General features: G+C 66.6%; 29 protein-coding genes. 20 read left to right on the forward strand and 9 right to left on the reverse strand.

Features of this window, described 5'->3' with window-relative positions:
- Nucleotides 1-19: 19 nt before the first annotated feature.
- The 6 genes from ACEN9H_RS23815 to ACEN9H_RS23840 are packed head-to-tail and all read left to right on the forward strand — an operon-like array spanning nucleotide 20 to nucleotide 4099.
- The gene (locus ACEN9H_RS23815; protein WP_056123408.1) at nucleotides 20-751 is read left to right on the forward strand and encodes a FliA/WhiG family RNA polymerase sigma factor; all 732 of its coding nucleotides are present in this window, start codon (nucleotides 20-22) and stop codon (nucleotides 749-751) included.
- A 25-nt stretch (nucleotides 752-776) separates the two neighbouring features.
- Entirely contained in the window at nucleotides 777-1667 is an 891-nt protein-coding gene (gene motA / locus ACEN9H_RS23820) for a flagellar motor stator protein MotA (protein ID WP_413675626.1), read from the forward strand.
- A gap of 13 nt (nucleotides 1668-1680) precedes the next feature.
- On the forward strand, nucleotides 1681-2649 hold the full coding sequence (locus ACEN9H_RS23825; RefSeq protein WP_371768556.1) for a flagellar motor protein MotB: 969 nt from the start codon (nucleotides 1681-1683) through the stop codon (nucleotides 2647-2649).
- Between the two features lie 29 nt (nucleotides 2650-2678).
- A complete protein-coding gene (flgM, locus tag ACEN9H_RS23830; protein WP_413672324.1) occupies nucleotides 2679-2957 on the forward strand; it encodes a flagellar biosynthesis anti-sigma factor FlgM in 279 nt (92 codons plus the stop codon).
- A 4-nt stretch (nucleotides 2958-2961) separates the two neighbouring features.
- Nucleotides 2962-3390, forward strand: a complete 429-nt coding sequence (gene flgN, locus ACEN9H_RS23835) for a flagellar export chaperone FlgN (protein ID WP_056123397.1) — start codon at nucleotides 2962-2964, stop codon at nucleotides 3388-3390.
- Entirely contained in the window at nucleotides 3377-4099 is a 723-nt protein-coding gene (locus ACEN9H_RS23840) for a glycoside hydrolase family 73 protein (RefSeq protein WP_371763702.1), read from the forward strand. The genes flgN and ACEN9H_RS23840 overlap by 14 nt, the downstream gene beginning before the upstream one ends.
- On the opposite strand, the gene flgA is transcribed toward ACEN9H_RS23840, so the two are convergent.
- Nucleotides 4089-4802 carry a flagellar basal body P-ring formation chaperone FlgA gene (flgA, locus tag ACEN9H_RS23845; RefSeq protein ID WP_413672325.1) on the reverse strand — a complete coding sequence of 238 codons (714 nt, stop codon included), beginning with the start codon at nucleotides 4800-4802 and terminating at the stop codon, nucleotides 4089-4091. The two genes, ACEN9H_RS23840 and flgA, sit on opposite strands and share 11 nt — an antisense overlap.
- Nucleotides 4803-4875: 73 nt before the next feature.
- Between flgA and flgB the strand changes: the two genes are divergently transcribed.
- Genes flgB through ACEN9H_RS23905 form a run of 12 tightly spaced genes read left to right on the forward strand, consistent with a single transcriptional unit; the run spans nucleotide 4876 to nucleotide 14667 of the window.
- Entirely contained in the window at nucleotides 4876-5235 is a 360-nt protein-coding gene (flgB, locus tag ACEN9H_RS23850) for a flagellar basal body rod protein FlgB (RefSeq protein WP_056123393.1), read from the forward strand.
- 10 nt (nucleotides 5236-5245) lie between these two features.
- Complete coding sequence (gene flgC, locus ACEN9H_RS23855) at nucleotides 5246-5650, forward strand: flagellar basal body rod protein FlgC (RefSeq protein WP_036235094.1); 405 nt, start codon at nucleotides 5246-5248, stop codon at nucleotides 5648-5650.
- A 2-nt stretch (nucleotides 5651-5652) separates the two neighbouring features.
- Nucleotides 5653-6318: a flagellar hook capping FlgD N-terminal domain-containing protein gene (locus tag ACEN9H_RS23860; protein WP_371768559.1), complete on the forward strand. Its 666-nt coding sequence runs from the start codon at nucleotides 5653-5655 to the stop codon at nucleotides 6316-6318.
- Between the two features lie 41 nt (nucleotides 6319-6359).
- Entirely contained in the window at nucleotides 6360-7544 is a 1185-nt protein-coding gene (locus ACEN9H_RS23865; protein WP_413672326.1) for a flagellar hook protein FlgE, read from the forward strand.
- A 12-nt stretch (nucleotides 7545-7556) separates the two neighbouring features.
- Nucleotides 7557-8282 (forward strand): flagellar basal body rod protein FlgF, encoded by a 726-nt coding sequence (locus tag ACEN9H_RS23870; RefSeq protein WP_413672327.1) that lies wholly within the window; start codon nucleotides 7557-7559, stop codon nucleotides 8280-8282.
- A 37-nt stretch (nucleotides 8283-8319) separates the two neighbouring features.
- The gene (gene flgG, locus ACEN9H_RS23875) at nucleotides 8320-9105 is read left to right on the forward strand and encodes a flagellar basal-body rod protein FlgG (RefSeq protein WP_200948751.1); all 786 of its coding nucleotides are present in this window, start codon (nucleotides 8320-8322) and stop codon (nucleotides 9103-9105) included.
- Nucleotides 9106-9107: 2 nt separating this feature from the next.
- On the forward strand, nucleotides 9108-9776 hold the full coding sequence (flgH, locus tag ACEN9H_RS23880) for a flagellar basal body L-ring protein FlgH (RefSeq protein ID WP_413672328.1): 669 nt from the start codon (nucleotides 9108-9110) through the stop codon (nucleotides 9774-9776).
- Nucleotides 9777-9783: 7 nt separating this feature from the next.
- Nucleotides 9784-10941 carry a flagellar basal body P-ring protein FlgI gene (locus tag ACEN9H_RS23885; RefSeq protein ID WP_413672329.1) on the forward strand — a complete coding sequence of 386 codons (1158 nt, stop codon included), beginning with the start codon at nucleotides 9784-9786 and terminating at the stop codon, nucleotides 10939-10941.
- A complete protein-coding gene (locus ACEN9H_RS23890; protein WP_056123371.1) occupies nucleotides 10941-11282 on the forward strand; it encodes a rod-binding protein in 342 nt (113 codons plus the stop codon). The genes ACEN9H_RS23885 and ACEN9H_RS23890 overlap by 1 nt, the downstream gene beginning before the upstream one ends.
- A gap of 45 nt (nucleotides 11283-11327) precedes the next feature.
- Entirely contained in the window at nucleotides 11328-12698 is a 1371-nt protein-coding gene (gene flgK / locus ACEN9H_RS23895) for a flagellar hook-associated protein FlgK (RefSeq protein WP_413672330.1), read from the forward strand.
- A gap of 11 nt (nucleotides 12699-12709) precedes the next feature.
- Nucleotides 12710-13621, forward strand: a complete 912-nt coding sequence (gene flgL / locus ACEN9H_RS23900) for a flagellar hook-associated protein FlgL (RefSeq protein WP_413672331.1) — start codon at nucleotides 12710-12712, stop codon at nucleotides 13619-13621.
- 5 nt (nucleotides 13622-13626) lie between these two features.
- The gene (locus ACEN9H_RS23905; protein WP_413672332.1) at nucleotides 13627-14667 is read left to right on the forward strand and encodes a hypothetical protein; all 1041 of its coding nucleotides are present in this window, start codon (nucleotides 13627-13629) and stop codon (nucleotides 14665-14667) included.
- 42 nt (nucleotides 14668-14709) lie between these two features.
- Here ACEN9H_RS23905 and ACEN9H_RS23910 read toward each other — a convergent pair whose 3' ends face one another.
- From ACEN9H_RS23910 to ACEN9H_RS23930, 5 genes are read right to left on the reverse strand one after another with little or no spacing between them, the layout of a single operon-like run.
- On the reverse strand, nucleotides 14710-15486 hold the full coding sequence (locus tag ACEN9H_RS23910; protein ID WP_413672333.1) for a hypothetical protein: 777 nt from the start codon (nucleotides 15484-15486) through the stop codon (nucleotides 14710-14712).
- 36 nt (nucleotides 15487-15522) lie between these two features.
- Nucleotides 15523-16077, reverse strand: a complete 555-nt coding sequence (locus ACEN9H_RS23915; RefSeq protein ID WP_156403643.1) for a DUF2059 domain-containing protein — start codon at nucleotides 16075-16077, stop codon at nucleotides 15523-15525.
- A gap of 12 nt (nucleotides 16078-16089) precedes the next feature.
- Complete coding sequence (locus tag ACEN9H_RS23920) at nucleotides 16090-17703, reverse strand: OmpP1/FadL family transporter (protein ID WP_056123354.1); 1614 nt, start codon at nucleotides 17701-17703, stop codon at nucleotides 16090-16092.
- A 10-nt stretch (nucleotides 17704-17713) separates the two neighbouring features.
- Nucleotides 17714-18730: a transporter gene (locus ACEN9H_RS23925; RefSeq protein ID WP_413672334.1), complete on the reverse strand. Its 1017-nt coding sequence runs from the start codon at nucleotides 18728-18730 to the stop codon at nucleotides 17714-17716.
- 20 nt (nucleotides 18731-18750) lie between these two features.
- Complete coding sequence (locus ACEN9H_RS23930; protein WP_413672335.1) at nucleotides 18751-19512, reverse strand: C39 family peptidase; 762 nt, start codon at nucleotides 19510-19512, stop codon at nucleotides 18751-18753.
- A 208-nt stretch (nucleotides 19513-19720) separates the two neighbouring features.
- On the opposite strand from ACEN9H_RS23930, the gene ACEN9H_RS23935 reads away from it, so the two are divergent.
- Nucleotides 19721-20572, forward strand: a complete 852-nt coding sequence (locus ACEN9H_RS23935) for a helix-turn-helix domain-containing protein (RefSeq protein WP_156403644.1) — start codon at nucleotides 19721-19723, stop codon at nucleotides 20570-20572.
- Nucleotides 20573-20738: 166 nt separating this feature from the next.
- Entirely contained in the window at nucleotides 20739-21896 is a 1158-nt protein-coding gene (locus ACEN9H_RS23940; RefSeq protein WP_413672336.1) for an AraC family transcriptional regulator, read from the forward strand.
- Here ACEN9H_RS23940 and ACEN9H_RS23945 read toward each other — a convergent pair.
- From ACEN9H_RS23945 to ACEN9H_RS23955, 3 genes are read right to left on the reverse strand one after another with little or no spacing between them, the layout of a single operon-like run.
- Nucleotides 21841-22299: a hypothetical protein gene (locus ACEN9H_RS23945; protein ID WP_413672337.1), complete on the reverse strand. Its 459-nt coding sequence runs from the start codon at nucleotides 22297-22299 to the stop codon at nucleotides 21841-21843. The genes ACEN9H_RS23940 and ACEN9H_RS23945 overlap by 56 nt on opposite strands.
- Nucleotides 22296-23138 (reverse strand): hypothetical protein, encoded by an 843-nt coding sequence (locus tag ACEN9H_RS23950; RefSeq protein ID WP_413672338.1) that lies wholly within the window; start codon nucleotides 23136-23138, stop codon nucleotides 22296-22298. Before ACEN9H_RS23950 ends, ACEN9H_RS23945 begins: the two co-directional genes overlap by 4 nt.
- Nucleotides 23138-23911 carry a hypothetical protein gene (locus ACEN9H_RS23955; RefSeq protein WP_413672339.1) on the reverse strand — a complete coding sequence of 258 codons (774 nt, stop codon included), beginning with the start codon at nucleotides 23909-23911 and terminating at the stop codon, nucleotides 23138-23140. Before ACEN9H_RS23955 ends, ACEN9H_RS23950 begins: the two co-directional genes overlap by 1 nt.
- Nucleotides 23912-23987 lie beyond the last annotated feature (76 nt).

Raw genomic sequence — 23987 nt, forward strand, 5'->3', positions numbered from 1 at the left:
CGGGGACAACGTGGGTTACATGACCGACTACGCCGACAGCTACGCCAGCAGCGAATATGCCGACGCCGCCATCCATGCGGCCATGAGCGCGGCCGAAGAGCAGAAACATCTCGTCGCCTATGCGCCGCTCGTCAAGCGCATCGCGCGCCAGCTCACGTCGCAGGTGTCGGGCGCGATGGGACGCGAAGACATGGAGCAGATCGGGCTGATGGGCCTGCTCGAAGCGCTGCGCCGCTACGGCACCCCGGACACCGGCTTCGCCAGCTACGCGTCGCTGCGCGTGCGCGGCGCGATCCTCGACGAACTGCGCCGCCAGGACTGGCGCCCGCGCGCCGTACGCCAGGACAGCCACAAGATGCGCGACGCCGTGCGCGCCCTCACCCGCAAGCTCGGCCGCGAGCCGAACGACAAGGAAGCGGCGGACGCGCTCGGCGTCAGCCAGGAAGACTGGCGCCAGTTCCTGCTGGATGACGTTGCCGAGGAGCTGCTCAGCTTCGACGACGTGCTGCAGGAAGCGACCGAGCGCGCCCACAACGCCCCCGGTCCGGAAGAACAGTTCATGGTGCGCCGCAGCCTGGAGCAGGCACTGGGCGCCCTGAACGAACGCGAGCAGCGTGTGATCCAGATGATTTATGAATTCGAGCTCAGCTACAAGGAAATCGCGGCCGTGCTCGACCTGTCCGACGCCCGCGTCTGCCAGCTCAACAAGAGTGCGCTGGCCAAGATGAAAGCGGCGCTGGCCCAGGCCTGAACGACCAGACAAGAAAGGTATAACAATCATGCAAATCCTTGGCATTCTCATCGTGCTCGGTGCCGTGTTCGGCGGCTACCTCATGATGGGCGGCAGCGCCCTCGCCATCTGGCAACCGACCGAGATGCTCGTCATCTGTGGCGCCGCCGTCGGCGCACTCGTGCTGGGCAACCCCAAGCACGTGCTGGCCGAACTGTTTTCCCAGATCAAGAAGGTCGCGAGCAAGCACAAGCACGACTCCGAATTCCAGCGCCAGCTCCTGCTGCTGATGTACGAACTGCTGCAGACGGCCGCGGGCGGCCTGAAGGCGCTCGACGCTCACGTCGAGGCGCCGAAGGACAGCCCGATGTTCCAGCGCTATCCGCGGATCCTCGAAGAACCGAAGCTGCTGGCGTTCATCGTCGACAACTTCCGCCTGATGGCAATGGGCAAGATCAACGCCCATGAACTGGAAGGCGTGCTCGAACAGGAACTCGAGGCCATCCACGACGAACTGACCCAGCCGTCGAAATCGCTGCACAAGATCGCCGAGGCCATGCCGGGCTTCGGCATCCTGGCCGCCGTGCTGGGCATCGTGATCACGATGAACTCGGTCGGCGAAGGGGCCGACACCGCCGAGATCGCCGAACACGTCGGCGCCGCGATGGTCGGCACGTTCATCGGCATCTTCTTCTGCTATGGCGTGCTCGATCCGATCTCCGGCATGATGAAACAGCTGGTCAATTCCGAAGCGTCGACCATGGAAACCGTGAAGGTCGTGCTGTGCACCCACGTCGCCGGCAAGCCGCCCCTGCTGGCGATCGACGCGGGCCGCCGCCTGATCCAGCTGAACACCAAGCCCAGCTTCGCCACGCTCGAAGCGTGGATCAACGCGATGGCCGACGGCGAGGACGCCGGCGCCAGGCGCAAGGCCTGATCTGGAGCGATAAGTGCAAGCTACCAAGAAAGCCGCCGCCGACAAGCACGAAGCGACCATCGTCAAGCGTGGCGGCGGCAAGCATCACGACGACGAACACGGCGGCGCGTGGAAGGTCGCGTTCGCCGACTTCTGCATGGCGCTGATGGCGCTGTTCCTCGTGCTGTGGCTGATCGCCGCGCGCGAAGCCCAGCAAACCAAGAACATCGTGCGCGACAACACGGCCAGCGGCCTGCTCGAAGGCACGGGCGGCAAGCCGGAAGTCAAGTCGAGCCCCGCCGGCAGCCTGATCGAACGCTTCCAGCTCCCGAAGAGCAACGGCGGCGCCGAAGGCCCGGCCGCGGGCGCCAAGGCGAATACCGATACGGTCCGCACGAAGTACGAATCGCCGTCCGAACTGGCCGCGCTGGCGCACCGGCTCGAGCAGATGAGCGTGGACGCCGGCCTCGCATCGAACCTTGCCGCCGTGATCACGCCGGACGGCCTGCGCGTGATGTTGCACGACACCGACCGCCAGGGCATGTTCGTGCGCGGCAGCCCGCTGCCGACCGCCAAATTCGCAAAACTGTTGCGTGCGATGGCACCGCTGTTCGAAAAGATGGAAAATCAGATGTTGATCGTAGGCCACACGGACTCCTTGCAGTACACTAAGGCCGGACCGACCAGCTATTCCAACTGGAGCCTGTCGGTCAACCGCGCTCTGGCTGCGCGGTCCGAACTGCTCATCGGCGGCATGCGCAGCGACAGCATCCTGCAACTGGTCGGCATGGCCGACCGCGCCCCGATCGACGCGGCCCATCCGGATGCCTCGACCAACCGCCGTATCGAATTGTTAATCCTGACCAGCAAGCAAGCGGCTGCCATCAAGACCATGTTCGGCACCCCGGCGGATACCGAAGCCCTGACCTCCGACGCGTCCACGTCCAAAACGGACGATCCGGCGCTGAAGGACCTGCGCAGCCAGATGGTAAAGAAACCATGACGATTCAATCGAAAACCCGAGGACCACGCATGAAGATTTCCAGCGCCTCTTCACCTTCCGTGTCGATCACCCCGCAGGCGGGCGGCGCCGCCGCCGCGCCGGCGGCCGCCCCGGTTGCCGCCCCGGCGGGCAACGACGCCCTCGAATCCGCCGTGCTGCAGCCGGCCCAGAAAGCGCTTGGCGCCCTGCCCGACTTCGACGCCGCCCGCGTGGCCGAGCTGCGCGACGCGCTGGCCAAGGGCGAACTGCCGTTCGACGCGGGCCGCCTGGCCGGCCTGATCCAGCGCTTCCACGGCAGCAAGGCTTGACCCCATGAGCCGCATGACCCGCGACCAGGCCGTCGCGCGCCTGCTGGACGGTGTCCAGGCCGACATGACCGCCTGCGGCACGATCCGTGACCTGCTGGAACGTCAATTCCAGGCCGCCATGCGCCACCGCGCCACCGAGCTGGCGCTGCTGGCCGAAGCCCTCACGCCGGAGCTGGACGCGATGGAACAGCGCCGCCAGCAGCGCGTGCAGCTCGTGCGCGCCCTGCTGGGCCAGCAAGCGACGATGGACGACCTGTTCGGCAGCCTGCCGGCGCCGCAGCGCACGCGCGGCCAGGCCGACTGGGAACAGCTCGAGACGCTCGTGCGCGACTGCAAGCAGGCGACGACGCGCAACGGCAACCTGATGGCTGAACAATTTACGATCATGCAACGCCTGCTGCACGGCGAAGACGATACCTATGCGCCACGCTGAATTCACGACGTCGATCCCCTCGTTGACCCCGACCGCGGCCACCGCGCCCACCGCGCCCATCGGCAACGGCGGCGGCAAATTCGGCGGCATCTTCAACGAGGTACAGGGCGAAGTCACCGACTTCATCCAGAACGGCGGCGGCGATTTCGCGCCGAGCGCACAGCTCAGCGCGGAGGGCCGCATGTGGGCCGCACGCAGCCAGGGCGCAACGGCGGCCCTGATGGGCGGCGATACCGACGCGTCGCCCGACCAGCAGGCTTTCCTGGAAAGCATCGCGCCGTGGGCGAAAGAAGCGGCCGACAAGCTGGGCGTGGCGCCGGAGCTCGTCTCCGCGCACGCCGCACTGGAATCCGGCTGGGGCCAGCGTCCGCTGCGCAATACGGACGGCAGTTCATCCTATAACCTGTTCGGCATCAAGGCCGGCGCCAGCTGGAAAGGCGATGTCGCGCAGTCCGCCACCACCGAATACGTCGGCGGGGCCGCCATCAAGACGAACGCGAAGTTCCGCGCCTACCCGGACCAGGCCAGCGCCTTCCGCGATTATGCGCAGATGCTGATCGACAACCCGCGCTTCCACGGCGCACTCGGCGCCGGCACCGACGCCCGGGCCTTTGCCGCCGGCCTTGCCAAGGGCGGCTATGCCACCGATCCCGCCTATGCGGCCAAGCTGTCGCGCCTGGCCGGCAAATTGCAGAACATCAGCGGCTGATCGCCATGTCGATCGGCTCAACCGTGCCGGGTCCGGCGACGCGCATGCGCACGACCTGCCCGCTGCCGGCGTTGCGTACGCGCACGACGGCACCCTTTCCGCCCGCATCCAGTGCTTCTCCGGCCATGCTGACTTCGATGCCTTCGCGCCGCGCGATCATCATGACGGCATCCCCGCGCTTCACCAGGACGGGGCTGCTGAGCTGGCCGCTGCGCAAAATGTCTCCTGGACGCAACATGCGACGAGACATTTGTCCGACCGCATCGGCTGGATTACTGATCGGATCGGCAATGTTGGAAATATCACGCCGCTCGATCGTAACTTGTGTGTCCGTCAACGCTTCGTTGGCCGCCACCGGCGCTGCCGCGATCGCGACCATGGCCGTCACGCGCGCGCGGACGACGTACTCGTACCGCCATCCGGGCGTGTCCGGACAGCGCGCCACGAAGCGCATCCTCTGGGGAAAGCGGGTATCGAGCGGTTCCACGGCCACTTGCTGGCTGCACGGCGGCGCCGGCCGCGCGGTCACGACGGCAATCTCGAATTGCGGTTCGGTCAGGCCGGACGCGGCCATCTGTCTTTCCAGTTCGGCACGGGCCGATTGCTCGATTTGCATAGGAATCGACGGCGTCGCCGCTTGCGCGAACGCAGAAAACAGCATCAGTGATGAAGCGGCAAGGGTTGCCTTACAGAAAGCAATCATTAGAGAATAGTGGCTGCGGAAAAAATCTGATTCTAACCAATCATCCGAAGTTCAACCGACAGGAGTTCCCGACATGACGATTAATTTCAAAGATGCACTGGGTGTGCATGCCGACGCGCTGGAACTGCGCGCCGAGCGCACCAAGGTGCTGGCGGCGAACATTGCCAACGAGAGCACGCCCGGCTACACCGCCCGTGACATCGACTTTGGCGCCATGTTGCAGGATCGTATCGACACCGAGAACGGCGAACTCAGCCTGAGCGACGACCAGCCCCTGTACCGCGTGCCCTACCACCCGAGCGCCGACGGCAACACCGTCGAGATCGGCGTCGAGCAGGCCGCGTTCGGCCAGAACTCTTCCGATTTCAATACCAGCCTCACCTTCATCAACATGCAGTTGCGCGGTCTGGCAAAAGCCATCAACGGTCAATAACAGGTCAACAATGGGCTTCAAGGACATTTCCCAGATCGCCGGTTCGGCGATGGCGGCGCAGTCGGTGCGCCTGAACACGATTGCCAGCAACCTGGCCAACGCCGACGTCGCGGCCGGCTCCGAAGCGGAAGCGTACCGCGCCCGCAAGCCGGTCTTCGCGGCCGTCATGGGTAACAACGCCAGCGCGGGCGTGCAGGTGCTCGACGTGGTCGAGAGCGCCGAGCCGCTGCGCCGCGTGCACGAACCGGGCAACCCGAAGGCCGATGCCGACGGCATGGTCTATTACACGAATGTCAACGAAGTGTCCGAGATGGCCGACATGATGTCCGCCAGCCGCGCCTTCGAAACCAACGTCGAAGTCCTCGGACGCATCAAATCCATGCAGCAGTCGCTGCTCAAGCTGGGAGAATCCTGAACATGGTGACCACCAATCACGCCACCAACACCCAGTTCGGCAGCACGTCGAATACGGGCAGCAACAAGATCGCGACGCAGGCGCCGACCGACGCCAACAAGGACATGTTCACCAAGCTGCTGGTGGCGCAGATCCAGAACCAGGACCCGCTGTCGCCGCAGGATCCGACCCAGTACGTCAACCAGCTGTCGCAGCTGTCGCAGACCGAGGCATTGCAGAACCTGTCGCAGACGACGACCGCCAGCGCATCCGTCCTGCAAAGCCTGCAGACGCTCGCGATGGGCGGCCAGGTGGGTTCCGAGGTCACGGTCGCGACGGACACCGTCAGGCTCGACGGCAGCAAGGTGAACGGCACCGTACAACTGAACGGTCTCTCGGCCGGCACGAGCCTGGTCCTGACCGGTGGCGACGGCCAGCAGCATGCGATCGACCTGGGCCCGGGTTCCGGCGCCCAGTCGTTCACGATCGATCCGGACGCCCTTGGCCTGGCGCCCGGCACGTACAAGATCCAGGCCAAGCCATCGGACGGCAGCGCCCCGACGATCGAAGTGGCGGCGCGCCTGAACAGCGTGCGCGTGAACGGCACCAGCGTCGTGCTCCAGGTGGCCAACATCGGCGAGGTGGATCCCTCGGCCGTCACGGGTTTCAACGGCAAGACGGGCTCCTGAACGGCGCCCACCCTCTACCGCAACGCATTTAAGGAATCGACATGAGCTTCGACATCGCACTGTCCGGCATCCAGGCCATCAACGAGCAACTGAACACCGTTTCGAACAACATCGCCAACGCGGCCACCTACGGCTTCAAGGGCAGCCGCGCCAACTTCGCGTCCGTCATGGCCGGCAGCCGCCCCAACGGCGTGGAGATCGGTTCGGTCACGCAGAACATCAGCCAGAACGGCAGCACCCAGACCACCGGCCGCGGCCTCGACGCCGCCATCGACGGCCGCGGCTTCTTCGTCAGCGTCAACGCCCAGGGCACGACGCAGTATTCGCGCGTGGGCATCTTCTCGACCGACTCGACCGGCATGCTGATCGACAGCAACGGCAACAAGGTACAGGGCTACGGTCCGTCCAAGAACGGCACGCTGGGCGCGATGGGCGACGTGCAGATCCCGACCGGCCAGATCCCGGCCGTCGCGACGACCGGCATCGCCTACACCGGCAACCTGTCGGCCGACTGGACCGTACCGACCGTCACCCCGTTCGACCCGGCCAAGAACACCTCGTACAACATGGTCAAGCAGTCGATCGTGTACGACTCGCTGGGCACGCAGCACACCCTGTCGCAATACTTCGTCAAGAAGGACGCCAACACCGTCAACGCGTTCTATTCGCTGGACGGCGCCACGCCGGGCACGACGCCCGCCGTGCTGACGTTCGACGCCACCGGCGCGCTGAAGACCACGACCGGCAACTCGGTCGCCATCACGGCGGCAGGCGGCGCCGCGGCCGGCAACGTCACCATCGACTACACGGGCACGACCCGTTTCGCCGGCGAAGCCACCACGACCACCAACCGCAGCAACGGCTACGCGTCGGGTACGTTCGTGGGCGTGGAAATGGCGGCCGACGGCTCGCTCGTGGCCAAGTACAGCAACGACCAGTCGCAGGTGGTCGGCACCGTCGCCGTCGCCACCTTCGCCAACGAAGGCGCGCTGTCGTCCATCAGCGATACCAGCTGGGTGGCCAACTCCGCGTCGGGCGCCGCCCTGTACAGCTCCCCCGGCGTGGGCCTGGCCGGCAAGCTGGCGACCGGTGCGCTGGAAGGCTCGAACGTCGACATCACGTCGGAACTCGTCGGCCTGATGACGTCGCAGCGCAACTACCAGGCCAACTCGAAGGTCCTGACCACCGAGAACCAGATGATGCAGGCCCTGATGCAGGCCCTGTAAGACTGACGCCCCATGGATAAACTGATCTTCACCGCCGTTTCCGGCGCCGAGCGCCTGATGCGCGCCCAACAGGTCCACGCCAACAACCTGGCGAACCTGGACACCGCGGGCTTCCGGGCCAGCATGGAAGTGGCGACCAACCAGCAGCTGGGCGGTTTCGGCTACGACGACCGGCATATGTCGTCGATGCAGGCCGACATGGTCTCGACCCGGGCCGGCACGGTCCGCGAAACGGGCCGTCCGCTCGACGTCGCGATCGGCGGCCAGGGCTATCTCGCCGTGCAGTATGGCGACAATGAAGCCTATACCCGCTCCGGCGAGATCGACATCGGTCCCGACGGCGCGCTGTCGGTCCACGGCCATGCGCTGATGGGCGAAGGCGGCCCCATCGTCCTGCCCCCGCACACCGCGGTCGAAATCGGCAAGGACGGCACGATTTCCGTGCTGACCGAAGGCGCCACGCAGATGCAGGTCGTCGACAAGCTGCGCCTCGTGAACGCCACCGGCGCCGAATTGACGAAGAACGAGGCGGGCCTGATCGTGACGCGCGACGGCGCCCAGCTGCCGGCCGATCCGGACGTCAAGGTCCGCCCGGGCGCGCTCGAAGGCAGCAATGTCTCGGCCGTCGAGGAAATGGTCGCCACCATGAGCCTGAACCGCAGCTTCGAGGTGCAGATGCGCCTGTTCAAGGCCGGCGACAGCATGAACGAAGTCGGCAACAAATTGATCGCAGGCTGAACGCGCGTCCCCAACCGAATCAGAAGAGAGAGAAACCATGAATCCAGCAATGTGGATCAGCAAGACCGGTGTGCAGGCGCAGGATGCGAAACTGCAAGCCATCGCCAACAACCTGGCCAACGTGAACACGGTCGGCTTCAAGCGCGACCGCGTCGTGTTCGAAGACCTGTTCTACCAGGTCGACAAGCAGCCGGGCGCCCAGACGGCGGACAACACGGTCAGCAACGGCGTCCAGCTCGGCAACGGCGTGAACATCGTCGGCACGCAGAAGGTGTTCACCAACGGCAGCATCCAGACGACGAGCCAGCCGCTCGACGTGGCCATCAACGGCAACGGCTTCCTGCAGGTGCGCCGCCCGGACGGCCAGCCGGCCTTCACCCGCGCGGGCCAGCTGCAGGTCGATTCGAACGGCGTGCTGGTCAACGCCCAGGGCCTGCCCCTGGTGCCGCAGATCACGGTCCCGAACAACGCGACCGCGATCACGATCGGCGAGAACGGCATGGTCAGCGCGACCGTTCCGGGCAACATCGCCCCGACGGAACTGGGCCAGCTCACGCTGACGACCTTCGTCAACCCGGCCGGCCTGCTGGCCCTGGGCGACAACCTGTTCCAGGAAACGACCGCCAGCGGCACGCCGAACGAAGGCCGCGCCGGCGACGGCGCCTTCGGCAAGATCAAGCAGGGCGCACTGGAAGGGTCGAACGTGCAGGTCGTCGAAGAGATGGTCGACATGATCGCCGCCCAGCGCACCTATGAAATGAACACCAAGGTGTTGTCGGCCGCCGACAACATGCTGCAATACCTGTCCCAGGCGTCCCGCTGACCATGAAACGCTTCGCCCTCGCCGCCGGGATGGCGGCCAGCCTCGTGCTGACCGGATGCGCCTCGCGCGTCCCCCTGAACAACCCTGCCCCCGTGGACGACGCCCTCGCCCTGCCGAATGCGCAGGCGGCGCGCGCCGGCGTCGGGGGCGGCGTGTTCAGCGCCGATACCGTCTCGCTGACCTCGGACGCGCGCGCGTTCCGCGTGGGCGACGTCGTCACCGTCCTGCTGCAGGAAACGACCCAGGCCAGCAAGAAGGCCGGGACCAGCTTCAGCAAGGGTTCCTCCGCCTCCGTGACGCCGATCAGCGCGCTCGGCAAGACCTTCGGCCGCACCGGCCTCGAGATCGCCGGCGACCGCAGCTTCAACGGCGACGCCACCAGCACCCAGCAGAACGCCCTGACCGGCGCGATCACCGTGCTCGTGCAGGAAGTGCTGCCGAACGGCCTGCTGCGCGTGGCCGGCGAAAAGCGCCTGCAGCTGAACCAGGGCGAGGAATACGTGCGCATCAAGGGTTACCTGCGCGCCGCCGACATCGACAACGAGAACCAGGTGTCGTCGCTGCGCGTGGCCAATGCCCGCATCGCCTATTCCGGCCAGGGCTCCCTGGCCGACGCCAATACCCCCGGCTGGCTGACCCGGTTCTTCACCGGTCCGTTCATGCCATTCTGAGGACGTCATGACCCGCACCTTACGTTTCGCTTCCCTGGTCCTGGCCGCGGTGCTGGCGCTGCCGGCCCTGGCCGCCCCCGCCGTGAAGACCGCGTCCGTCGGTCCCGACATGGCCATCCTCGCGCGCACCCAGCCGCTGCGCAACCTCGCCAGCGTGGAAGGCGTGCGCGAAAACCCGCTCGTGGGCTACGGCCTCGTCGTCGGCCTGAACGGCAGCGGCGACTCCACCCAGGTGAAGTACTCGAGCCAGTCGGTCGTCAACATGCTCAAGCAGTTCGGCGTCAAACTGCCGGAAGGCGAGGAAGCGAAGAACAAGAACGTCGCCGCCGTCATGGTCTCGGCCGTGTTCCCGCCCGGCTACCGCCGCGGGCAGCAGATCGACGTGACCGTCTCGTCGCTGGGCGACGCGAAAAGCCTGCGCGGCGGGACCCTGCTGCTGACCCAGCTGCGCGCGGCCGACAACGACGTCTATGCGCTGGCCCAGGGCAACCTCGTCGTCGGCGGCCTGTCGGCGGCCGGCAAGAGCGGCTCGTCGGTGACGGTCAACACGCCGACCAGCGGCCGCATCCCGAACGGCGCGATGATCGAGCGCGAGATCGCGACCGATTTCGCCACCCGCCCGGCCGTGCTGCTGCGCCTGCGGCACCCGAACTTCGACACCGCGACCAATGTCGTGAACGCGATCAACCGCCGCTTCGGCCAGGTCGCGACCACCGCCGACGGCACCAGCGTCGAGGTCGTGGCGCCGACGAATCCGACCGAACGCGTCGCCTTCGTCGCCAAGCTGGAAAACATGGCGGTGGAAGCCGGCGAGGAAGTGCCGCGCGTCGTGTTCAACTCGCGCACGGGCACCGTCGTGATTTCCGACGGCCTGCGCGTGAAATCGGCCGCCGTGACCCACGGCTCGCTCAAGGTCGTGATCTCGGAAAGCTCGGCGGTCAGCCAGCCGGGACCGTTCTCGAAAGGCCAGACGCAGGTCACGCCGCAATCGAAGGTGTCCGTCGACCAGGGCTCGGGCCAGATGTTCCACTGGCCGGCCGGCGCCCGCCTGCAGACCATCATCGACACGGTCAACAGCCTCGGCGCGTCTCCCGACGACATCATGGCGATCCTGCAAGCCCTCGACCAGGCCGGCGCGATCGAAGGCGAACTGGTGGTGATCTGATGCTGAACAACGTCAACGCAATCGGTCCGGAACAGCCGGACCAGGCCACGGGCGAAGAGAAGGTGGCGCCCGCCGCGCTGGACAAGGCCTACGTTGCCAAGGCGACCAAGGCCGCCGTCGAATTCGAGAGCTTCTTCATCTCGCACATGCTGCACCAGATGCGCGAAAGCACGCGCGCCATCGCGCCGGACGACAGCCCGACGAAGGACAAAGTCAACCAGGACATGACTGACATGGTGGACAACATGTTGGCCGGTAACATGGCGCAACAGCGTGCCTTCGGCGTCGCCGATGCGATTTTGCGGCAGATCTTGCCCGCGCCGCTTAATAAAACGAGCTGAACGGTCGCCTGTCATTACTGATCACGCACAAGAAGGCTACGCCCCATGAGCATCCTGAACAACGCCCTGTCCGGAGCAGTCGCTTCGCAACTGGCCCTGTCCGCCAGCAGCCAGAACATCGCCAACCTGCAGACCAAGGGTTACACCCGCCAGTCGGCCCTGCTGAGCGCGGTCGCGCCGGCGGCCGGTTCGAGCCAGGCCGGCAACGGCGTGCGCGTAACCGAGCTGATGCGGTTCTCCGACAGCTACAAGACGCAGCAGATGTGGCGCAGCGCGTCGGACCTGGGCGCGCATTCGCAGACCCAGCCCTATCTGACCCAGCTGGAAAAGGTGATGGGCGACGACACCGCCAGCCTGTCGAGCGGCGTCGACGGCTTCTTCGCGGCATTGAACTCGGTGGCCGGCGTCGACCCGACGTCGACCCCGCTGCGCCAGCAGGTGGTGACCGCCGCCGGCCTGCTGGCCCAGCGCTTCAACAGCATGAACAACGTCTACAACGCCCAGTTGCAATCGGTGCGCCAGCAGCGCAGCGCGCTGGTCGACTCGGCCAACACGACGATCGCGTCGATCGCGTCGCTGAACGCCCAGATCGCGAACGCCAACGCCACCGGCAGCAATCCGTCGGCACTGATCGACGCGCGCGACCAGGCCATCGACAGCCTGGCGGGCCAGATGGGCCTGGAAGTCAGCGACCAGCCGGACGGCACCCGCAACGTGTCGCTCAAGACCGGCCAGTCCCTGGTCCTGGGCGGCGTCGCCGGCAAGCTGTCGGTCAGCGGCGGCGCCGCGCAGACCTTCACCCTGACGTTCGCCGGCACCACGTTCGACCTCGACACGACGAAGGCCGGCGGCCAGCTGGGCGGCCTGTCGGTCTATGAGCAGGACACGCTGCTGCCGCTGCAGCAAGGGGTGGCCGAGATGGCGCAGCAGATCGCCGACAAGGTCAATACCCAGCTCAAGGCCGGGTACGCGATGGACGGCTCGGCCGGCAAGCCGCTGTTCGTGTACAACCCGGGCAGCACGTCGAACATGCTGGAGGTGGCGGACGGCTACCAGACGTCCGACCTCGCATTTTCCGGCGACGGCAAGCCGGGCGACACCGGCAACCTGCAACAACTGGTCGCCATCAAGAGCCAGACGATCACGATGACGAAGATCGGCACGGTGCTCATCAGCGACGCCGACACCCAGCTCGTCGGCCGCCTCGCCGTCGACAGCCAGCAGAACAAGGGTGCTCTCAAGACCGCGCAGACGATGCGCGACCAGGCCGTCGCGGACTGGCAGTCGACGAGCGGCGTGAACCAGGACGAGGAAGCCGTGCATCTCGTCGAATACCAGAACATGTACCAGGCCAACATGAAGGTGATGTCCGTCGCGAACGCGCTGTTCGACGCCACCTTGCAGATGATGGGCTAAAGGAGAAAAGCATGCGTATCGCCACCAGTCAATACCAGGCGATGATGACCCAGTCGCTCGAGCTGAACCAGGAGAGCATCACCTACGTGACGCAGCAGATGGCCAACGGCAACCGCATCCAGCTGCCGTCGGACGATCCGGTCGACAGCGTGCGCCTGTCGCGCCTCAAGCGCGAAGAAGCCGGCATCAAGCAGTACCGCAACAACATCGCCGCGATCAACGAACGGCTCACGAAGAACGAAGGCTACCTGCAGAACATGGTCAACGACATGGGCCCGGGCCGCGACCTGCTCGTGTGGGCACTGAACGGTTCGAACACCCCGCAGGACTTGAACGCCATGGTCAGCCCGCTGACCTCGTTGCGCGACAGCCTGATGTACTCGGCCAACACGGTCGACCAGGAAGGCCGCTACGTATTTTCCGGCACCGAGACCGGCACGGCCCCGATCACCTACAACGCATCCGCCCCGCTCGGTTCGCGCTACAGCTATACGGGTAACACGAATGACCAGCTGGTGGTGGTGGGCAATGGCATCACCCAGGTGGCGAACCAGAACGTCAACGGGCTGGAAAAACTGCTGAACCAGCTCGACCAGACGATCAGCACGCTGTCGGGCAGCACGGTCAACGCCAACGACCCCGCCGTGCGCACCATCCTGAAGGCCAACCTGGACGGCTTCGACGATGCGCTGAATCTCGTTACCGGCAAGGTCGCCGTCATCGGCGGCCAGCAGAACGTCCTCAAGACGATCGACGCCAACCACGAGAACGTCAGCCTGTCGAACCAGACGGCGATCCTCGACATCGGCCAGCTCGACGTCGGTACCGCGGCCATCGAGCTGAACGGCTACCAGACGGCACTCCAGGCCAGCTACAAGGCCTACAGCAAGATCGGCACCCTGTCCCTGTTCTCGGTGCTCTGACGGCGATGGATACCACATTACGACCCACGACCGCCGGCGGAACCGGCGGCACACTCGGCACCCGGGCGAATGCCTCGTCCCGCCTCGTTCCGACCCGCTCGAGCGGGTCCGTCGACGACACGGCGGCCGCCACGACGGCGGCCTCCGGCGCATCCGCGGCGCCGCTGCGCGCCAACGGCAGCGCGGCGAAGATCGCCAGCGGCCTGCAGGACCAGGTGGCGGGCGCCCAGCAGGCGCTCGACTACCTCGAACGCGTGTCGAACCAGCTCGAGACGCTGAAGGGCGAGCTGACGGCCAAGCTGGCCGGCACCCGCAACGGTTCGCGCCTGCAGCTCGAAGTCCACGCGCGCCAGCTTGCGCAAACGCTGGCCGAGCGCAAGAAGACCGGCGGCGGCAGCGTCGACAACAATCTGAATTATTCAACGAAGCCGGCCACGCAGCGCTTCCGTATCCGCGGTCTCGACATCGCCAGCATCAAACAGAGCGCGCCGCTGAACATCTCGTTCTCGGTCGGCAGCGCCGGCGGCCCGCAGATGGGCGTCAACATCGAGCCGGACCAGTCGAACCAGGAAGTCGCCCGCGCCCTCGACCGCGCCCTCGCCCCGATGGGCGTGCACGCGAGCCTGGACGAGAACGGGGAACTCGTGTTCTCGACGCCGGAATCGAACTGGTCGTCCGTCAAGGACAGCATCGCCGTGAGCGGCCGCGGCCGCGTGACCACCGAAGAACTGCCGGCGAACCTGGCACCCCAGCTGTGGAACGTGGGCACGGAGACCGGCAATGCCGACGCGCTGCGCCAGAGCCTGCGCGAAGTCGTGCAGGCGCTGGAACGCGTGCACCGTTCGCAGGCCGCCGCCAGCGCCGCCCTGCAGGCTGCCAGCGCCCAGGTGTCGGATGCCGCGACGCCGCCGCCCGACATGACGATCGCGGTCGACGACTTCGGCAAGGTCGCCGCCAGCACGGACTACGAGTCGCTGATCGCCCTGACGTCGGCGCTCGTCGGCGTCAGCCGGGATCGCGTGCTCGCGCTGCTCGGGCTCCGCTAACAACCACCGTCGCCCCGCCTGCGCGGGGGCGACGTTTGCACGTCAATGACCCAGCGGCTTCACGCTGATCGTCGTCCCCCGCAAATCGATGTCGTGGATCTCGATGCTGCCGAACGTCGGCCCCGGATGGCTGCCCACGCGGATGTTGCGGAAGCTGATCTCGCCGATCGTGCTGGGCAGGCGCAAGGTGATGGAGCCGTCCTTGTTCACGGTCGCGTGCGAATTGCCCGGGTCGTAGCTGACGTCGCGCACCGTCGTGTCGGCCGACAGCATCAGCGCGAGCGGATTGAACACCGTCGCCAGTTCGCCCAGCACGCGCACGCCGTCGTTCGGCAGCGCGTGCTGCACGGCGGTCTGCACCCCATGCTGGCCGCCCTGCGCCGCCATGGCGATCAGGCGCAGTTCCGCCTGGCGGGCCTGGTCGCGCAGCGCATCACTCAGTGGATCCTCCTTGCGTCCCTGGGCCGTCACCTCGCCCAGTTCCTCATCCGACAGCGCACGCAAGCCGCGGCCGAATTCGCGCCCGCTTTCGCCGCCCTGGCGCGTGGAGACGGCCGCCGGCGCCGCCACCGCCGCGTAGGCGTGCAAAGGCCCGAGCAATGCAGTCGCCAGCGCCGCCGCCATGCGCAGGCTGCGCTGGCGCCGCACGGCGCCGCGCACCTGCGCCTGCGTGATCAGCTTCATGTCGGCCAGGATCTCGCCCAGCCGGCGTCCGCTCTGTTCCTGCGCGCGGATTGCCGCGTCCAGCTGGTCCTGCGAGATCAGCTTCTTCTCGATCAGGATCTGGCCCAGCCGGGACCTGTTGGTACTGCGTGTCATCCAGTCGCTCATCCCCGCCTCCTCATGGTGTGGTCATCACTGCCCGACGGCCGCGCGCAGCTTCAGGCCCACGCGGTTCTGCAGCGCCGTCATCTTCGGCTGGATCTGCGCCGCGTTGGCCTTGGCCACGTTGTCGCCGACGGCCTTCTTCATCTCCGGCACGACGCTCTCGAACTTCGCCAGCACGGGCGATTCGAGGATGCCCGCCAGCTGTTTCAGCTCCTCCTCGCTGAACTTCTGCGCGAGCAGCGGCGCCACGCTGGACTGCACGATCGCGCGCGTGCTCGTGCGCAGGCCTGCGGATTCCTGTTCGACGAACGTCGTCGCCTCCGCCGTGATGTCCTTCATCGTCGCGTCCTGCTTGTCGGCCGGGACGCGGCTCTGCACCACCACGCGCGACTGCCGCAGCATGTCGGCCACCGGCGCCTGCAGCATCTGCAGGCCGACGGATTCCAGTCCCATCTTGTCCAGCACGCGCTGCACGAGCGCCTGCTTGGCGGGGGACACGCCGGTCATGCCCTCCGCGTGCGCGCCCGCGGCCAGGCCCACGCCCGCGCCGAGCGCCATCGTCATCCACATCGTTCGCAACATCGTCGTCTCCAGTCAGAACGGCCGCGTGTACGAGGCGCCCGCGTATTTCACGATCAGGCTGCCGGACACGTTGGTGGCCGCGTAAGGGTTGTAGATCAGGTTGAAGAAATTGTCGCAATTCAGATTGCAGTCGCTGCGCGCGGGGATGTCGTACGTCCCCTTCATGTAGCTGCCCGTCAGGTTGAGTTCCCCGCCGTCGTCGAAGCGGTAGCGCAGGCCGACGCTCCTGAGCTTCGTGTCCGGCAGCGGCGCGAGAAGACTCATCTGGTTGCCCGGGATGGAGCTCTTGCGCGGCTCGTAGCCGAAGCGCAGCGCGAGCTTCTTCGTCAGGTTCAGCTGCGTACCGAAGCTGTAGTTGACGACGCTCCTGAAACCCATCTTGAACGTGGCCTGGCTCGAATTCGCATAGCCGAACAGGCGCGCCATCTCGAGCAGCTTGACGCTGCGGTCGAACTGGAACGTCAGCTCGTTCCACTGGGACCAGTCGGCGTAGCTGACGTCCGCGTTCACCTGCACGTAATCCGTCAGCATCAGCTTCATGCCGGCCTGTACGCGCCACGGGAACGGGATCTGCGCCGTCATGTTCCCCGACTGGTATTCGGGGATGTCCTGCGGCATGCCGGTGACGGCGCCGACGATCGGTCCGAGCAGGCTCGAATTCAGGCCGCGCACGAAGCTGCGCAGCATCGGGTCGCTGTGGAACGTGTACGAACCGGTGTAGGTCGTGCGCGCGCCGCCCTGGTACACGAGGCCCAGCGCGAACCATTTTTTCGGTTCCCACAGCACGCCGATGTTGACCGTCGGGTCGAACGACGCACGCAGGTCGAAGTCGATGTTCGCGGCGCGCTTGAACGGGTTGACCATGCCTTCCGGACCGCCGCCGCACAGGCCGAACGTCAGCGTGTCGATCACGGTGCCGTTGCCGTCCGGGCAGACGGCCTTCTGCAGCTGGCCGACGGTGCCGAGCAGCTTGTTGGGCGCGCGGAAGTCGGTGTTGATGGCGAACGCGGAATACGCGATCGGCACCGAGATGCCGATCTTCAGCGTGTCCGACACCTTGTACGCGGCCGCCGGCGACAGGTACACGAGCCGCTGCAGCTGCACGAGACGGCCGTCGAAGCGGGCGGGATCGTCCGGGTCCTTGGTGCGGTCGATACTCATCGCGGCCGCCAGGTAGACGTTCGTGCCGAACGTCCAGCGCGAACCGGGCGCGTTGTACGACATGCCCATGCTCGGCACCAGCACGCCCGGCAGGCGCGCCTTGGGGACGCCGTAGAACGGAATGTAGAGGGCCTGGCGCACCGGGCCGCTCGACTTGCCGTTGATCGGATCGTCCTTGAAGCCGCCGATGTCGAGGTCAGGCGCGGACACGAACCGGTTCGGGTTGCGGATCGTCGCCACGAACACGGAATCGATGTGATGCGTGCCTTCCAGGCGCGCGAGGCCGGCCGGGTTGAAGTGGATCGACTCGATCCCGGGCGGATCGGCCGTCACCGCATTCCCCATCGCCATCGCGGTGGGGCTCGTAACGAGGTTGTCGGTGACGCCGGCATGGGCGACCGGCGCCAGCGCCATGGCCAGGCCGGCCGCGGCGAGCAGAACGATCGGTGACGGCGCGGCGTTCATGGGCACGGCCTCACAGCGACAACGGCAGGCTCATGGTGAGCGACAGGTTCGGCGCGGCCGCCGTGAGTCCCGCGCCGACCGTCACGTTGACGGTGGTCTTGGGCGACATGCGATAGCCCGCGCCGATCGCCAGGATGCCCGCGCTCTGCGTCTGCGTCTGTGCCTTGTTGCCATTGTCGAAGGTGAGCGTGGAGCGGGCCTGGATCGATTCCTGGAACGAGAACGACGTCGTGATCTTGTACGACAGCGCGTACGCGAAACCGAGGCCGAAGCCGAAGCTGGCACCCGGCTTCACTTCGCGCAGCGTGGCACCGTACATCTGCTGGCTCAGGTGTTTCGCGGCGAGGCTGTAGCCCACGTTGAAGGAGCCGAACAGCGCGACCGGATCGACGATGCGCGTCATGTTGGCGCCGATGTTGAAGGTGTTGACGCCGGAGCCGGTGGCCACGCCCTTCTGCACGTCGACCTTGTACGGGCTGGTGCCCGTGGCGAGGCGCACGTTGCCCGTGAGCGTGTACGCGACCTCGTCGCGCTTGACCTCCTGCGGCTGCCAGCGCACGCCCAGGCCCACGTCGCCGATCGTGTGCGAGACGCCCGAGAAACCGCCGGAATCCGAATAGCGGCTGATCAGGGGCAGCGTGGCGTTGGCGGTCAGGTTGTTGCGCACGCCGTAGTCCGCCATGATCGTGTTGGTGATCGTGTGCGAGTTCGTGTTCTCGATCGAGAACAGCGTGGCGGTGCCGGACGACAGGTCGGTGTTGATCTTTTCCTGGCCGATGTAGGTGTAGCCCAGCTCGTAGTTCAGCTGCACCTTGCCCTTGCGGATCAGCGAGTACTGCTTGTCCACCGCGGTCAGCGTTTCCTTCAGCAGCGTCGTGTTGTCGGCATCGCCCTCCTTCTTCGCCAGCGCGTCGCGCACGGCTTCCGAGGTCGCCGTGTCCTGGGCCTGCGCCGGCACCTGGGCGAGCAGGAGGGTGCAAGCCAGCGCCGGCGCCGACGCCGACGCCAAAATGGTGGAAATCTTCATGGTGGTCCTTCGTGGTGGGTCTAGTGTTTGCGGATCGAGATGCCGCCGAAACCGTTCAGCAGGCGCTCGTTCGCCACCTGCGTGTCGATGGGGCGCTGCAGGCCGCGGTCGCGGATGCGGTCCATGTCGACCACGCCCAGTTCGTCGTCGGCCAGCGCGAGCTTCAACGCGGGCGGATGGTTCTTCGGCGGGTAGGCGATGAACAGCGTGTTGCGGTCCCACAGCGTGGCGAATTCCTCGACCGAGAACGTGATGTTGCCGGCCGACGGGTCGGCCAGGAACACGAGGCCCCCGCGCACGCCGCGCAGCACGACGAAGTGCTTGAAGCCGGCGTAGTCGATCGGCACGATGCCCGGCGCATCGAGCGTGAGCAGGTCCGCCATCTCGGCGTGGAAGCCCGCGCTCTGCACGTCGATCGAGGCGAGATAGCGCTTCATGTCGAGCAGGGAAAAGCCGCGCCGCTCGATGATCTTGTCCTTCTCGCCGAAGGCCATCATCCCTTCCATCGACTGCTGTTCGGTGACGTCGATGCCCAGGTGGTACTTGAGGATCGTGACGAGCGCCGCGGAGCCGCAGCTGTAGTCGTAGGCCTGGTGGACGATGTTCTTGTACTTGAGCTCGGAGAACGGCTCCATCGCCACGTTCGGAATGCCGGCCGCGGCCACGGACATGGTCGTCGGCAGGTCGAAATGGTCGAGCGGACGGTCCTGCACGTCGTGCCTGGCAAGCACGCCGCCGCCGCCCACGAGGACCGCGAGGATCCCCAGCAGGAATGTGTACATGATGTCTCCCTGGGGCGCTTCATGCGGCCCCTTGTGGCCCGGCTCCGTGCGCGTTCATGGCGCCCGGATGGCGGATTTTTCATGCATCCCAACGTGGTGTTTTGGCCACGTTTATTGCACTTTTTCTATATTTTGGATGCAGCCACGGCTGACGGATGTTATAAAACGCTATCGTTTTTATAAAAAACCGCTCATTCATTGAGGCACCGTGCACACTTGGGACAGGATCAGCAATGCATTGGGCGAGCCGGTCACCAGCGTGGAGATCGGCGGCGTGCCGCTGCGCGCGGAGCGCTACATCTTCCAGCTGGGCGGCTGCGAAGTCCCGCCGCTCGATTCGATGGTGCTGGCCTGCCACCTCGGCGGCGCGCGCGCCACGGCCGGGCGCAGTCCGGGCCGCTCGTTCGATTTCCTGGCCGGCGCCGCGACCGTGTTCCAGCCCGGCTTCGCGAGCCGCTGGTCGTTCTTCGGCGCGATCGACATGGCGATGTTCCACTTCCTCGACCCGGAGCACGAGATGGTGCGCCACCTGCAGCGCCTGCTCGCCGCGCGCGCCAAGTCGCCCATGTTCTCCGACCCGCTCGTGCATGCGGCCGCCCAGCAGCTGCTGGCGGAAGTGTCCCGCACCAGCACGCCGAACACGGGCTTCGTGGAGCGGGCCTGTTCCCTGATGATCGAGCAGGCGTGCCGCGTGCTGGAAGGCAAGACGGGCCGCCACCTTCCCCCGGACGCCCTCCAGCTGGGCCGCCTGCAGGGCGTGCTGGAATGGATCGGCCAGAACCTGTCGAGCGAGCTGTCCAATGCCGAACTGGCCGAGCGCGCGGGTGTGTCGGAATCGCACTTCCGCCGCATCTTCCAGGAAGCGATGGGGATGACGCCGCACCGCTATGTGTTGCGTTTACGCCTCGAACGGGTGCATGAATTACTGACCCGGACCAGCTTCTCGATCGCCCGTGTTGCGGCGCAATGCGGGTTCAACAGCCAGAGTCACATGACGGCCTGTTTCGCGGCCGCGTATGGCATCACGCCCGCTCGGGCACGCCAGCAGGCACGGTCCTGACCCGCGCCGGCAACGCCAGGTTTGCGTTGCATCAAATTGAAAATCTTGCCTGTCGAAAATGATCGTTTTTTGATAAAGACGGGATCATTTTCCGAAGCGTTGCGATTTCGCATGCACACATAATAAAAAACACACCCGGGCACAAGAACCCGTGGCCACTCAATCAATGAGTCAGGAGACCAAGCATGAGACCAGCGCAGGACGCGTCCGCACGTACGCGGTCGCCAGCGTGAAGTACCTGTCCGCCACGGACGTGGTACAACGCATCAAGGCCTGCCTCGGCGCCGAGGGCATCGACGTCGACGCCCTGTTCGCCAGGGCCGGCCTCGAATGGTTCGAGCACGGCGCGCAGGGACAGCGCGCGGCCGACCTGCTCGCGTTGTCCGACCAGTTCAGCATTCTGTGGGAAAGCCTCGCGGCGGCCAGCGGCGATGCCCTCGTCGGCTTTCGCGTGTTCGCCCCCGACCCGCTCAGCTGGCTCGGCGTACTGGGCCATTTAATGCTCGCCTCGCCCACCCTGCGCCAGGCCGCGGACAGCCTGACGCGCTACATGCCGCTCGTGTCGCCCGTCGTGCGCGCCACCATCGAGCCGAAGGCGGACCGCGTGCGCGTGGGCCTGAACCTCGTCGGCGGCGCGCGCGCCGTGCCGCAGGCGCGCTACGACTTCACCTGGAACCTGCTGCTGGCGACGTTGCGCTTCGTCGGTGCACGGCCGGACCTGAAGCCGGCCCTCGTCGAATACGCGTATCCGGCCCCGCTCGACACGGCGCCATACATGCGCCAGTTCGGCTGCCCCGTGCGTTTCGGCGCGCCCGCCAACGCGCTCGAATTCGCCAATGCCGACATCACGGCGCCCATTCCGACCGCGAACCCGCTCGCGGCGGAAGGCCTGTTCCGCCTGCTCGACGAACGCCTCGCGCAGGCCGAGCGCACGAGCGTGTCCGCGCGCGTGCGCGAGTTGCTGCCGGCGATGATCGACCAGGGCGGCGCATTGCGCGATGCCGTCGCGCGGCGCCTCGCGATCAGCGAGCGCACCCTGCAGCGCCGTCTTGCGGACGAAGGCACCGACTTTTCCACGCTCGTCGACGAGGTGCGCCGCACGATCGCGCAACAATACCTGGGCAGCGACCGCATCAGCGTCAAGAACCTCAGCTACAAGCTGGGCTTCGCCGACCCCAGCGCCTTCCACCGCGCCTGCCTGCGCTGGTTCGGCAAGGCGCCCGGCGAGTTCCAGCAGGACCGGCTGAACGCCCACGGACAAGCGGCCGTCAATGGGACCACAGGCGCAGCTGGCCCTGCATCTGCAGTTCGCCGTTCAGGGTGACCTGCCCCAGGCTCTGCGTGACGGGCCCGCGCGGGTCGGCCTGCACGCTGAGCGAATCGAAGCCGGTGTCCGTGAACTTCGTCCACGCCGGCAGCGTGATTGCCAGGTAGTTCGTGCCGTCCGCGGCCGCCTGCGGGCTGATGTTCAGCCCCACCATCTGGATCACGCCGCCGATGTTTTTCAGGACCGTGTACGTCGTGCGGCCGTCGACCGTCTGGCCGATGGTGAGACGGCTGTCGCCCGTCGTACCGTCGCCCGGTCGGTTCAGTTGCAAACGCACCGCGAAGCTGACGCCGTCGGCGCCGCGTACCTGCGCCAATTCTTCATCCGCCAGCGGCTGCGGCCCTGCCAGCGCACACCGCGCCACAAGGAGCAACAGGAGGGCGAGAAGGCGCGCGCTCACTGGCGGAACTTGACGTCGAGGTACTGCAACTGGATCGCGCCGATGCGCGAGCTGCCCAGGTCCATGTTCGCCCCCGCGTCGCTGCGGAAGCCGATGTTCCCGATCTGCAGCGTGCCGCTCGGTGCCGCCTGCCCCGCATCGGGCCAGTTGACGCCGATGTGCAGGCTCGAATTACCTGCCGCATCCGTGCGCGCGTTGAAGATGCCGGCCTGGCTCGTCACGTCGGCGATGCGCCACGGCGACGTGGGCGCGGAGCCGTCCGCCGTCGCCGCGCCGATCTTCACGTTCGACAGCACCATCGCCTCGCCCGTCGCCGCGCGGCCATTCGGCGCGAGCGTCAGGCTCCCGAGCTCGATGCGCGTGGCGAGGCCGAACGCGAGGCCGTCGCCCACGGCCGGCGTCGACCACTGCAGGCCGCCGCCGTAGAACACGAGATCCTTGAGGATCACGCTGCCGTTCCTGACGTCGAAGCCGCCGGCGTTCACGCCGAAGTCGTAGGCGACCTGCCAGACTTCGCGGCCGGCCGCGTTCTCGGGAAAGGCGATGTTGATGATGTCGGCGCGGCCCTGGCCGGCCGCGCTGATGTCGAGGCGGTACGGATCGGCGAACGGCGCGTCCGTGTTGTCGGAACGCGATGCGGCCAGGTTGCCGACGCCGAGGCTGCCGCCGCCGGGCGCGTAGTAGCGCAGCTCGGCGTTGCCGCTCATGGCGAAATTCGAGAGGTTGAAACTCATGCCGTCGCGCCCCGCCACCTTGGCGAGCGCGCTGTCCGGCAGCGGTTCGAGCGCGGCGGCCAGCGCCGGCGCGGACAACAGGATGGCGGCGGCGACGGCGCGCATCAATGCCCCGCCGCGTTATTGACCGGCACGGTGCCGGTGAGGTTCAGCGCGGTCAGCTTGTCGCGCCAGTTCAACCAGATGCCGGCCTGCGCCTCGGTCAGCGCGGGCATGCCGGCCGCGGCCTGGAATGTCACGGGCTGCTTGAGGATCGCGATCCAGAAATCGCGGCTCGGACCGTTCGCATCGCCCGCCGTGACGCCGCCCACGTTGGCGAGCGGTGTGCAGCCCGCGCACGTGCCGTCCCAGCGCTTGCCGCCGCCGGCGTCGTTCATGCTGTCGACGATGCCGGCGGCGCCCGCGTCGATGCGCATGGCGCCGGACAGCGTGGCGATCTTCATGCCGATGTCGCCGGAGATGCCGTCGAAGCCGAGGCGCATGCCGACGATCTCGCGCTGGCTGCCGCTGCCCGCGGCGGTGTTTTTGTAGACGAATTCGAAATAGGGATTCGTGATCTGCACGAGCCGCTGTGCCGCCGACGCGTCGGTGCGGCCGAATTGCAGCGCGCCGATGTCGAGGTCGGCGCCGGACCCGTTGCGCGGCGCGTACGTGTACTCACCCAGGCGCATGTTGGCGAGGTTGGCGTTCAGCGTGACGTCGGCGTCGAGGCTGATGCGCGTGAAATCGAAACCGCTGTAGCTGGAGTTACTGACCGCGAACAGGCCCTGGCCGCTGACTGTGGACAGTTCGGTGTCGGACATCGGGCGCATCTGGGCCCATGCCGCGTAAGGCAACAGCAAGAGTGCGACGATGGATGCGGTGAGCAAGGTGCGCATGGTCGAACCAGAGGGAAAACGAGCTCGAAAAAACGGCCCGGGGCAAGCCCGCGGGCCGTCCATCACCCAACCCGGG

It is taken from the genome of Massilia cellulosiltytica, assembly GCF_047325105.1.
GTDB lineage: Bacteria > Pseudomonadota > Gammaproteobacteria > Burkholderiales > Burkholderiaceae_D > Telluria > Telluria orientalis.

Excerpts from the sequence above, each read along its gene's own strand:
- ACEN9H_RS23815 (WP_056123408.1), top strand. The coding sequence starts at position 20 with ATGACCGACTACGCCGACAGCTACGCCAGCAGCGAATATGCCGACGCC.
- flgM (WP_413672324.1), top strand. The coding sequence starts at position 2,679 with ATGAAGATTTCCAGCGCCTCTTCACCTTCCGTGTCGATCACCCCGCAG.
- flgN (WP_056123397.1), top strand. The coding sequence starts at position 2,962 with ATGAGCCGCATGACCCGCGACCAGGCCGTCGCGCGCCTGCTGGACGGT.
- ACEN9H_RS23840 (WP_371763702.1), top strand. The coding sequence starts at position 3,377 with ATGCGCCACGCTGAATTCACGACGTCGATCCCCTCGTTGACCCCGACC.
- flgA (WP_413672325.1), bottom strand. The coding sequence starts at position 4,802 with ATGATTGCTTTCTGTAAGGCAACCCTTGCCGCTTCATCACTGATGCTG.
- flgB (WP_056123393.1), top strand. The coding sequence starts at position 4,876 with ATGACGATTAATTTCAAAGATGCACTGGGTGTGCATGCCGACGCGCTG.
- flgC (WP_036235094.1), top strand. The coding sequence starts at position 5,246 with ATGGGCTTCAAGGACATTTCCCAGATCGCCGGTTCGGCGATGGCGGCG.
- ACEN9H_RS23860 (WP_371768559.1), top strand. The coding sequence starts at position 5,653 with ATGGTGACCACCAATCACGCCACCAACACCCAGTTCGGCAGCACGTCG.
- ACEN9H_RS23865 (WP_413672326.1), top strand. The coding sequence starts at position 6,360 with ATGAGCTTCGACATCGCACTGTCCGGCATCCAGGCCATCAACGAGCAA.
- ACEN9H_RS23870 (WP_413672327.1), top strand. The coding sequence starts at position 7,557 with ATGGATAAACTGATCTTCACCGCCGTTTCCGGCGCCGAGCGCCTGATG.
- flgG (WP_200948751.1), top strand. The coding sequence starts at position 8,320 with ATGAATCCAGCAATGTGGATCAGCAAGACCGGTGTGCAGGCGCAGGAT.
- flgH (WP_413672328.1), top strand. The coding sequence starts at position 9,108 with ATGAAACGCTTCGCCCTCGCCGCCGGGATGGCGGCCAGCCTCGTGCTG.
- ACEN9H_RS23885 (WP_413672329.1), top strand. The coding sequence starts at position 9,784 with ATGACCCGCACCTTACGTTTCGCTTCCCTGGTCCTGGCCGCGGTGCTG.
- ACEN9H_RS23890 (WP_056123371.1), top strand. The coding sequence starts at position 10,941 with ATGCTGAACAACGTCAACGCAATCGGTCCGGAACAGCCGGACCAGGCC.
- flgK (WP_413672330.1), top strand. The coding sequence starts at position 11,328 with ATGAGCATCCTGAACAACGCCCTGTCCGGAGCAGTCGCTTCGCAACTG.
- flgL (WP_413672331.1), top strand. The coding sequence starts at position 12,710 with ATGCGTATCGCCACCAGTCAATACCAGGCGATGATGACCCAGTCGCTC.
- ACEN9H_RS23905 (WP_413672332.1), top strand. The coding sequence starts at position 13,627 with ATGGATACCACATTACGACCCACGACCGCCGGCGGAACCGGCGGCACA.
- ACEN9H_RS23910 (WP_413672333.1), bottom strand. The coding sequence starts at position 15,486 with ATGACACGCAGTACCAACAGGTCCCGGCTGGGCCAGATCCTGATCGAG.
- ACEN9H_RS23915 (WP_156403643.1), bottom strand. The coding sequence starts at position 16,077 with ATGTTGCGAACGATGTGGATGACGATGGCGCTCGGCGCGGGCGTGGGC.
- ACEN9H_RS23920 (WP_056123354.1), bottom strand. The coding sequence starts at position 17,703 with ATGAACGCCGCGCCGTCACCGATCGTTCTGCTCGCCGCGGCCGGCCTG.
- ACEN9H_RS23925 (WP_413672334.1), bottom strand. The coding sequence starts at position 18,730 with ATGAAGATTTCCACCATTTTGGCGTCGGCGTCGGCGCCGGCGCTGGCT.
- ACEN9H_RS23930 (WP_413672335.1), bottom strand. The coding sequence starts at position 19,512 with ATGTACACATTCCTGCTGGGGATCCTCGCGGTCCTCGTGGGCGGCGGC.
- ACEN9H_RS23940 (WP_413672336.1), top strand. The coding sequence starts at position 20,739 with ATGAGTCAGGAGACCAAGCATGAGACCAGCGCAGGACGCGTCCGCACG.
- ACEN9H_RS23950 (WP_413672338.1), bottom strand. The coding sequence starts at position 23,138 with ATGCGCGCCGTCGCCGCCGCCATCCTGTTGTCCGCGCCGGCGCTGGCC.
- ACEN9H_RS23955 (WP_413672339.1), bottom strand. The coding sequence starts at position 23,911 with ATGCGCACCTTGCTCACCGCATCCATCGTCGCACTCTTGCTGTTGCCT.